At 42.2% G+C, this 8,197-nt stretch carries 9 protein-coding genes and 1 pseudogene; 7 read left to right on the top strand and 3 right to left on the bottom strand.

From position 1 onward, the window contains the following. Window positions 1-1,227 (bottom strand): Clp protease N-terminal domain-containing protein (locus PX636_RS10815; protein ID WP_288117147.1); only part of this gene is annotated, 1,227 nt, incomplete at its 3' end. Window positions 1,228-1,675: 448 nt separating this feature from the next. Then, window positions 1,676-3,577 (bottom strand): thiamine pyrophosphate-binding protein, encoded by a 1,902-nt coding sequence (locus tag PX636_RS10810; protein WP_288117145.1) that lies wholly within the window; start codon window positions 3,575-3,577, stop codon window positions 1,676-1,678. Window positions 3,578-3,981: 404 nt separating this feature from the next. Here PX636_RS10810 and PX636_RS10805 point away from each other — a divergent pair, with 404 nt between their 5' ends. The 3 genes from PX636_RS10805 (at window position 3,982) to PX636_RS10795 (ending at window position 5,952) form a co-directional block, all read left to right on the top strand. Continuing rightward, on the top strand, window positions 3,982-4,245 hold the full coding sequence (locus tag PX636_RS10805; protein ID WP_045359865.1) for a HypC/HybG/HupF family hydrogenase formation chaperone: 264 nt from the start codon (window positions 3,982-3,984) through the stop codon (window positions 4,243-4,245). Between the two features lie 148 nt (window positions 4,246-4,393). Beyond that, entirely contained in the window at window positions 4,394-5,506 is a 1,113-nt protein-coding gene (hypD, locus tag PX636_RS10800) for a hydrogenase formation protein HypD (protein WP_288117144.1), read from the top strand. Between the two features lie 92 nt (window positions 5,507-5,598). Beyond that, window positions 5,599-5,952, top strand: coding sequence for a hypothetical protein (locus PX636_RS10795; protein ID WP_002797286.1), 354 nt, complete (start codon window positions 5,599-5,601; stop codon window positions 5,950-5,952). Here the strand turns inward: PX636_RS10795 and PX636_RS10790 are convergent. Beyond that, window positions 5,949-6,446 (bottom strand): HNH endonuclease, encoded by a 498-nt coding sequence (locus PX636_RS10790; protein ID WP_002759301.1) that lies wholly within the window; start codon window positions 6,444-6,446, stop codon window positions 5,949-5,951. The two genes, PX636_RS10795 and PX636_RS10790, sit on opposite strands and share 4 nt — an antisense overlap. Before the next feature lie 236 nt (window positions 6,447-6,682). Here PX636_RS10790 and PX636_RS10785 point away from each other — a divergent pair, with 236 nt between their 5' ends. The 4 genes and pseudogenes from PX636_RS10785 to PX636_RS22675 form a co-directional block, all read left to right on the top strand. After that, entirely contained in the window at window positions 6,683-6,877 is a 195-nt protein-coding gene (locus PX636_RS10785; protein ID WP_002759298.1) for an NAD(P)H dehydrogenase subunit NdhS, read from the top strand. 2 nt (window positions 6,878-6,879) lie between these two features. Continuing rightward, window positions 6,880-7,554, top strand: a complete 675-nt coding sequence (locus PX636_RS10780; protein WP_002759297.1) for an HAS-barrel domain-containing protein — start codon at window positions 6,880-6,882, stop codon at window positions 7,552-7,554. A 298-nt stretch (window positions 7,555-7,852) separates the two neighbouring features. After that, window positions 7,853-8,068, top strand: a complete 216-nt coding sequence (locus tag PX636_RS10775; RefSeq protein WP_288117143.1) for a hypothetical protein — start codon at window positions 7,853-7,855, stop codon at window positions 8,066-8,068. Next, a pseudogene (locus PX636_RS22675) lies at window positions 8,065-8,197 on the top strand (type II toxin-antitoxin system RelE/ParE family toxin); the annotation flags it as partial. The gene PX636_RS10775 and the pseudogene PX636_RS22675, both read left to right, overlap by 4 nt.

The following is an 8,197-nucleotide window of genomic DNA, read 5'->3' as shown; positions in this document are numbered from 1 at the left end:
GGAAGTGATTTCCATCTTCAATTTTGCCGCCGCTTCATCAACTAAATCAATGGCCTTGTCCGGCAAAAAGCGATCGCTAATATAACGATTAGAAAGCAGTGCCGCTGCCACTAAAGCATTATCGGCAATTTTCACCCCATGATGCACCTCATAACGTTCTTTGAGACCGCGAAGAATCGAAATAGTATCGACCACATTTGGTTCATCCACTAAAACCTCTTGAAAACGTCTTTCTAACGCCGCATCTTTTTCGATATATTTGCGGTATTCATCGAGGGTAGTGGCCCCAATACAACGCAATTCACCCCGGGCTAACATTGGTTTTAATAAATTGCCCGCATCCATTGCCCCTTGAGTGGCTCCCGCACCGACAACGGTATGAATTTCATCAATAAACATGATGATATTGCCTTGGGAATCGGTGACTTCCTTGAGGACAGCTTTTAATCTTTCCTCAAACTCTCCGCGATATTTTGCTCCCGCAATTAAGCCACCTAAATCGAGAGAAATGAGAGTCCGATCTAACAGAGATTCTGGCACATCACGGTTAATAATCCGCTGGGCTAATCCTTCGACAATGGCTGTTTTTCCTACTCCCGGTTCCCCGATTAAAACTGGGTTATTTTTAGTCCGACGCGAGAGGATCTGAATGGTGCGACGGATTTCGTCATCCCGTCCAATTACGGGGTCTAATTTACCTTCCCGTGCCAATTGGGTGAGATCCCGTCCGTATTTTGCTAGGGCCTCATATTTGCCTTCTGGATTCTGATCGGTCACTTTTTGACTACCTCTGACTTGTTGAATAATTTCCTTGAGTTTGTTTTCGGTAAGTCCGAATTCTTGAAAAATATTTTTACCGAAGCGATCATCTTTAGCGTAACCTAAAATCAAATGCTCGATCGAGATAAAGTCATCTCCAAATTCTCGGCGATAATTTTCTGCTCGATCGAGTAAACTATCTAAACTACGACCTAAATAAATCGAGTCGCCGGGGTTAGAGATTTTCGGTTGACGACGGATAAAATCATCGGTTCGATCCCGCAAACGGGCTAGACTAATATTAGCTTTACTAAAGACACTGCCCGCTAATCCCTCCTGTTCGAGAAGGGCTTTCATTAGATGTTCGCTTTCGATTTGTTGCTGGCTGTTCTGTTTGGCAATGTCCGGCGTTTTGACGATTGCCTCCCAAGCTTTTTCTGTAAATTGTTGTGGATTGGTTGGCTGCATTTTCTATAAGAGATTACTTTTATACCCTTGAGACTATTCTAGATTGACCGGTTTGTTGGCTTCTAGGGGCTTACCGTACCTAGTTCAGGGGGATTTCCCCTCAATGGTGCGATTTAAGCGGCTAAAGTTTATAAGCTGTCAGGGATTTAAACTGCGTCTTGGAAATTTTAGTACAAATGTTCAATCTCTCAACCAAGCTAAAATCTTAATTATTAAAGATGTCCAGTGATTACTGATTACTGATTACTGTTCACAAGGGCCGAATCTAAAACCTAAGTAGGGAGGCACAATTATTTGTAGGATGGGTTAGCGGTAGCGTAACCGATGCAGGCGTTGGGTTTCATGCTTCAACCCAACCTACGTTCTGATGACTGTTTACTAATTACTGTTTACTGATAACTGATAACTGATAACTGATAACTGATTAAAGCCCACCCTAAAATACTATCTAAGCGATTAAAGATTTAACTTTACTAATGATACCAACTGGGTCAATACCTTGGTGGGGGAACTGTTCCCATAAACCGCCACAACCTTCGTGGTGAGTACCGATATAGGCGTATTTAGGAGTTAAACCGCGTTCGAGTAACCAAGAACCATAACGGCTACCTAAACCCGTACGACGGTTAAATGCTTCTACCACTAAAACAAAGGGAGAACTACCAACTTTAGCGATAATTTCTTCATCCACCACATTGAGAGTCGGTTTATTAATTAAACCCACGTCAACACCTTCTTGTTTTAAGCGTTCCACTGCATCTAAAGCGCGGTATAAACCATCTCCAAAGCTGATGATATAACCGGCAGTGCCTTCCCGAATTACTTCATCTTTTCCAGGGACAAAGGTATAACCATCGCCAAAGAAATTATGACCGTTAGTATCAAGAATATTGGGAGTTTTAGAACGAGTCGAGAAGATAAAACGTAAACCGGGTTGATGGAAAGTTGCCTCGACACAAGCGGTCATTTGTGCCGCATCGGCCGGGAAATAAAGACGGGTTTCGTAACCGTCATCGAGTCCATTATCGGCAAAGAAATTATTCAAACCAAAGTGACAGGTATTATCCGCCATATCATCGATACCGGAATGGGAAAAATGACATAAAAGATTAGAATAATTCAAACGCGCCATGGTGATTTCAGAAATACACATTTCTAGAAAAGCGGCAAAGGTGGCGAAAATTCCCTGTTTACCTTTTTCCATACCAAAACCAGCGGCTGCCGAAAGATTGCCCCGTTCCATAATACCGGAAGGAATAAACACTTCGGGATGTTTATCGTGGATAATTTTCAGACCGCAGGAACCCTCTAAATCGCTATCTACTACTAATACCTTAGCCTTGCGTTCTTCTTCGCTCATTTTGCCTAAAAGACTGACTACCGCTTCGCCGAAAACGTTGCGGTTAGAACCCCATTTATCCCCAGAACCGAGGAATTTATAGTCATTAGAAGGCTTCTTAATACTGTTGAGATATTCCACGGCGGCACTGTGTCCTTTTGCCTCTAAATATTTCAAAGCCAAGGGTACAGAAATCACATCATGACCGTGGTTAGAACCTTCTAAACCTTCGATACCGGGACACATGGGACGTTTATTAATAATCGCAATCGGGCCGGGAGTATTAATTGCTTCACAGATATTGCGATACAAACTATCGATATCTTCCCCATCTCCCACTAACACTTTTAGTCCATGACCGGCGAGAGTTTTAGCCACATCATAACCGGGTAAATATTTGGAAGGATTACCAGCAATCGTCACATCATTATCATCAATAATCAGCTTAACATTGATGTGTTGAGCCACGGCTAAACGGGCAGCTTCCGCGTCATTGCCTTCCTGTTGAGAACCATCGGAACCTAAACAAAAAACGGTTTTTCCGGGGTTAGCTAAAGCGACACCGTTAACGTAGGGCCACATATGTCCTAAACGGCCAGAACTAAATTTTACGCCTGGGGTTAATCCTAATTCCGGGTGTCCGGGGAGTTTAGAATTGGCCTCGCGGTAGTGCATTAATTGTTCTGCGGGTAAAGAACCTTCTAACGCAGACATGAGATATTGAGTACCGACGCGGTGTCCTGCTTCATCGAAGAAGATTGGTACAAATTGACTAGGTTGACTGCGGAAAAGAGCATCGAGAATCACCACTTCCGGGACGGTATCGTAGGGACCGCCGGTGTGTCCACCCACACCCCGGGCCGCACCCGTGGCAGTAAAAAAGATGATAGCATCGCGACAAAGTTGGATATTGGCTTTTAGGGCGCTTCTTTGGTGGTCGGTGAGGGTGGGGTTACTGGGGTCGAGACTGATGGGTTTATAGGCACTCAAATCGATGGGAAAGGTTGTCATCGTAGATTTTCCTTAATGTAGAGAAATAACTATAGTCAGGGAAATCATAGCCTAGAATGTCACCCGATCGATTGATTGAATAATTTCTTATCATAGATGTAGTCCCTAATACAAAAGTTTTACCCTTGTTGGGATAGTGTCCACGGTCCGGGACAGGGGAAATCTTAAAAAAGATACGGGAAAAAAAGCTGTTCTTGAGGGCAATAGTCCAGAATGGCAGGTAAGAGCAAGTAAAAAGGATGACCTTTGACTCGGGTTTCCTTTTCGGGAGCCAGTCGTCGGGAGTCGATACCAAATTAGCTTATACTTCATCTTTATGAGAAGGGCTGTCAGTTGATATTACTGCAATCTCTACCCAAAAAATCAGCCCATAATTAACAAAAACTAGATTTAAGGTAAAAACTATGTGTTTAGGCATACCGGGACAAATTACAGCAATTATTGATGAAAACCATCATCTCGCTCTCGTCGATGTGGGGGGTGTAAAAAGAGAAGTAAATATCGCTTGCATTGTTGATGAAGACCATCCTGCTAATACTTGTGTAGGGGATTGGGTATTAGTTCATGTGGGTTTTGCCATGAATCGAATCGATGAAGATGAGGCGCAAGAAACCTTAAATTTATTAACACAATTAGCGGAATTAGAGGAAGAATTTAATCATAATTAATGTTCTTAATTAGTTAGCCACAAATTAATGCTGTTGTCTATCTTAAGAAATGTAAATTACGGCAATTATTACTGACGACCGACGACCGACGACCGGCTCCACAATTAACTTTACTTTTGTCCAACCACTTATAGAGAGAAAGCTTGTTATGAAATACGTTGATGAATTTCGTGATCCGGTTAAAGCGGCAGGATTAATTCAACAAATAGAACAATTATCGATAAGAATCTCTGAAAAGCGGCAAAAAGTTACTAAAATTATGGAGGTTTGTGGAGGTCATACCCACTCAATTTTTAAATACGGTATCGAGGCAATACTTCCAGAAACTATCGAATTAATTCATGGTCCCGGATGTCCCGTTTGTGTGATGCCGCGAGGTCGTTTAGATGATGCCATTTTTCTCGCACAAAAACCGAACGTAATTCTGACAACTTTTGGCGATACTATGCGTGTCCCTGGTTCCCATTTGAGTCTGCTACAAGCGCGAGCAAAAGGTGATGATATTCGCATGGTTTATTCTCCTCGCGATGCCTTAAAAATTGCTAGAGAAAATCTCGATAAAGAAGTAATATTTTTAGCATTAGGGTTTGAAACAACCGTTCCTAGCACCGCTTTAACCGTTTTAGAAGCACAAAGAGATGGCATCACTAATTTTAGTTTATTTTCTAATCATGTGGTGATTATTCCCGCTCTGAAAGTTTTGTTAGATAACCCAGATTTACAGTTAGACGGTTTTGTTGGTCCTGGTCATGTTAGCATGGTAATTGGCACAGAACCCTATCAAGTTATTGCCCAAGAATATCATAAACCTGTGGTAGTTTCTGGGTTTGAACCCTTGGATATTCTCCAATCAATTTGGATGGTATTAAAACAATTAGATGAGCAGAGATGTGAGATAGAAAATCAGTACGATCGAGTGGTACAAAATCAAGGAAATAGAGTCGCTTTATCGGCAATCAAGCAAGTTTTTGAACTGCGGGATCAGTTTGAATGGCGAGGTTTAGGAGAAATTGCTCAAGGAGGATTAAAACTGCGAGATGAGTACAGTAATTTTGATGCGGAGAAGAAATTTACTTTACCCAATCAGCGCGTTAAAGATCACAAAGCTTGTCAGTGTGGCGAAATTCTTAAAGGTGTTTTAAAACCCTGGGAATGTAAAGTATTTGGGACTGCTTGTACTCCAGAACATCCCATCGGTACTTGTATGGTTTCTAGTGAAGGTGCTTGTGCCGCTTATTATAAGTATGGTAGAAATCAGTAAAAAAATTTTACTGATTAGGGTAGGGTCTTTTCCGGTGAGAAAACGCTAAAATTCTTACCAGAAGAAATTAACAATCTCTCGGTGATAAAAAAATGAAGATCAAAAATAATCTGGGTTTATTTGGCTTAACCACCTCTCTACTGCTAGTTATCGCTTCGGAAATTGTTCTTGCTTCCCAAGAACAAACCCTAGAACTGCAACCAAGTCAACCCCCCAGCGCCGATTTTTTCAAACCCGTCACCAATCTAATTAAAGATTTAAACAATCAGGGAGTAACTATCACCGATCCCAATGATCCCATGGCGGTGCGCTACCGAGTCAATTCCCCCTGTCCTGGTTGTTCGGTTTATCTAGGCACGGGAGTTGCCAATCCTCGCACCCAGACTAATAATAATGGCATGGGAATCAATTTTGGTCTTGGTTTCACCATGCCTTTCTCACCCTAAATGCCGATGACATATTTACGCCATTCGTGATTGTGATTCCCCCTGGTGTGCTTTAATAGCTCAAAGTGGAGACTACTGTAGGGACGACGGGGTTGGGCGTGCAGGGACATATTGGCCTCTTTTGGTGTACGATTGCCTTTATGCACATTACAACGCACACAAGCCGCCACTAGATTCTCCCAGGTATCACCCCCTCCGCGAGAACGGGGAATCACATGATCGATGGTTAATTGTTCACCTCGGTAGAGACAGTATTGACAGGTGTGATGATCTCGTTCGAGAATATTACGACGGGTTAAAGGAATTTCCTTGTAGGGAACACGGACGTATTGCCTAAGACGGATAACAGAAGGCAAGGGTAAGTCACGACAAACCACTTTTCCGTTATGTTCTAGGGATTCAGCTTTTCCTTTCAACAATAAAACGATCGCGCGCCGCCAACTGGTAATATTTAGCGGTTCGTAGGAGGCATTCAACACGAGAACCTTGCTCATAGGTGTCTGGAGATCGCTTGAATTTACCCCGAATGGTAGCACAGATCACTGAGATTGGAACCTATTATTCATTGTTGGGGAAGTGGGGAGCTTTTTTCAGTTCTCGGTAAACAGCCTTTCGTCCGGGGATGATGCCAAATCCCCTCATACCTCTTATTGCCGGCCGACGACCGACGAGCGATAACTAATTTTTGATAAGCTAAAAGACAGTTAATTATAATTTCGTCGTCAATCCTATGATTTTGCCAGGTAGTACCGTTCGAGTCACCAATCCCGATGATACCTACTATAAATTTGAAGGTTTAGCCCAGCGTTTAAGCGATGGGAAAGTGGCCGTTCTTTTTGAGGGGGGCAACTGGGATAAGTTAGTTACCTTTAATCTCTCGGAATTAGAAGAAGTAATTATTGCCCCCGCTAAAGGCAAAAAATAACCATGCGTCCACCCTTACCGCAATTGGCCACGGATAACCGCCATCCCGATCATATCGCCGAAGTTATCGAGACGACGACGACCGAGTTCTTAGCGCAATGTTTGGAACCAGAGGAGTTAAACTTTCCTTTTATGCCTGCTTTTGGTAGTTGGGTAAAAGCCTACGATGAAGAAACGGGTAATAAGATTTTTGGGATTGTCACCTTTGCCACCACTGCCCCCATCGATTCGGTACATCGCGCTAGAGCTTTGGGGTTATCTTTGGCTGAATTGCGGGAACAACAGCCGCAGATTTTCGCTATGTTAAAAACGGAATTTCGGGCAACTATTGTCGGTTTTGAAACCTTACCCGGACAATTTAATGGCAATGGTGCCGGGCGAGGTTATATCTATCAATATATTCCTCCCCGTCCCCCACAAATTCATCAGGCGGTTTATCAATGTGAGTCGTTAGAAGTGGTTTATTTTAGTGAACAATTAGACTTTTTACGAATTTTATTACAGGTCAAAAATACTCCCGTGGAAGCTTTGGCAGCTGCTTCTATCCGTCAGATGTATCAATTGCGTCAAGCCGATCGACAATGGTTAGTGAATGTGGGCAGACAGTTAAGTGTTTTACTTAAGGATGATTATGATCGCTTGCGTTATATTCTCAGTCAAATTCATATTAGTCCTTAGATGATTCGGCTCTCTTGGCGCTCTTAGAGTAGTGAAAATATCTTACTCTCTCTCTTTGTGTCCTTTGTGTCTTTGTGGTTAAGAAAAAAATCAGCAACCCTTGGCCATTTTCGGAAATGTCGGGAATGTTTCTAGATAACATTCTTTACCCGGTGAATATAGGTCAAGTTTCTGTTTTTTGTCCTCTGGGTTGACTAGACAAAAAATGTCGATATAATAAATGGTTATGCGGTAACTCTCGCTATTTTTATCCTTGATTGTAAATTCTAGATAGTTTAATCGATCGCCCCTTAAGAAAATGGCAATACAAACAACCTTTGCAGAGATTTTAGAAGCAGCCGAGCAACTTCCCCTTGAAGATCAAGAAAATCTCATTCATATCTTACAGAATCGTCTTCGAGATCAAAAAAGAACAGAGTTGATTAGAGATGTTCAAGCAGCTCAACAAGAATTTGCACAAGGTCAATGTCAACCCATGACACCTGAACAAATCATGGAGGAAATCCTTTCGTGAATTTTGTTTTATTACGCTCCAATATATTTATTAGAAATGCTCGAAAAGTTGTGAAAAAACAGGCTTTTTTAGTTCAAAATATCCAAGAAACTTTAGCTTTATTATCCGTAGATCCATTTCAACCTCGAT

It is taken from the genome of Microcystis sp. M53598_WE2 (genome assembly GCF_030067735.1).
Taxonomy (GTDB): domain Bacteria; phylum Cyanobacteriota; class Cyanobacteriia; order Cyanobacteriales; family Microcystaceae; genus Microcystis; species Microcystis aeruginosa.
Note: the sequence above shows the minus strand (reverse complement) of the source record. Positions and strands in the feature narration are given on the sequence as shown.